The organism is Lonepinella sp. BR2271 (genome assembly GCF_051851515.1).
In the GTDB taxonomy this organism is placed as follows: Bacteria; Pseudomonadota; Gammaproteobacteria; order Enterobacterales; family Pasteurellaceae; genus Lonepinella.
In genome coordinates this window covers 1-1162 of record NZ_JBPDVF010000024.1, presented here as the reverse complement: position 1 = coordinate 1162, position 1162 = coordinate 1, and the positions used below count along the sequence as shown (strand labels likewise).

The following is a 1162-nucleotide window of genomic DNA, read 5'->3' as shown; positions in this document are numbered from 1 at the left end:
GATTAGCACGTCCTTCTTCGCCTCTGATTGCCTAGGCATCCACCGTGTACGCTTAGTCACTTAACTATACAACCTCAAATGTTTTCAAAAACAAATGATGTTGCTGTTCAACTAAACACTTGACTGCTTTTGTTCAGTCAAGATTTTCTTTCTACTCAGACTTTCTTGTGTTAATTTATATGATTAAATTAACTCGAAAATCTCTCAGTTTTCAGCTTGTTTCCAAATTTTTAAAGAACAGTAAGATAAATAAATCATCTTTAATTGGCGTCCCCACGGGGATTCGAACCCCGGTTACCGCCGTGAAAGGGCGATGTCCTAGGCCTCTAGACGATGGGGACAACAGTTAAAGATAATTTGTTGTCTTTTATCATTCGCACTTCTTTTTTCGTTTCATTCGTTTCGCTTGCTCGACCTAGTAAGCAATTAAAAGTGCGGTCTTTTTTTTCTTTCTTTTCTACTTTTTATCAAACAATCTGTGTGGACACTTGCTGTCGCTTCGTTTCTTGGTAAGCAAGTCAATAAGCCGAATACGCTGTATCCTGTCACCTATCACCTGTCACCTGTTATAAGGAGGTGATCCAACCGCAGGTTCCCCTACGGTTACCTTGTTACGACTTCACCCCAGTCATGAATCATACCGTGGTAAACGCCCCCCTTCCGGTTAAGCTATCTACTTCTGGTACAACCCACTCCCATGGTGTGACGGGCGGTGTGTACAAGGCCCGGGAACGTATTCACCGCAACATTCTGATTTGCGATTACTAGCGATTCCGACTTCATGGAGTCGAGTTGCAGACTCCAATCCGGACTACGATGCACTTTCTGAGATTCGCTCCCCCTCGCAGGTTTGCCGCCCTCTGTATGCACCATTGTAGCACGTGTGTAGCCCTACTCGTAAGGGCCATGATGACTTGACGTCATCCCCACCTTCCTCCAGTTTATCACTGGCAGTCTCCTTTGAGTTCCCATCATAACATGCTGGCAACAAAGGATAAGGGTTGCGCTCGTTGCGGGACTTAACCCAACATTTCACAACACGAGCTGACGACAGCCATGCAGCACCTGTCTCATAGCTCCCGAAGGCACTTTTTCATCTCTGAAAAATTCTATGGATGTCAAGAGTAGGTAAGGTTCTTCGCGTTGCATCGAATTAAACCAC

At 45.0% G+C, this 1162-nt stretch carries 1 tRNA gene and 1 rRNA gene; both read right to left on the bottom strand.

The annotated features are described in order from the left end of the window. Positions 1-265 precede the first annotated feature (265 nt). Positions 266-341, bottom strand: a tRNA-Glu gene (locus ACTG7X_RS11015). A 228-nt stretch (positions 342-569) separates the two neighbouring features. Beyond that, positions 570-1162, bottom strand: a 16S ribosomal RNA gene (locus ACTG7X_RS11010); the annotation flags it as partial.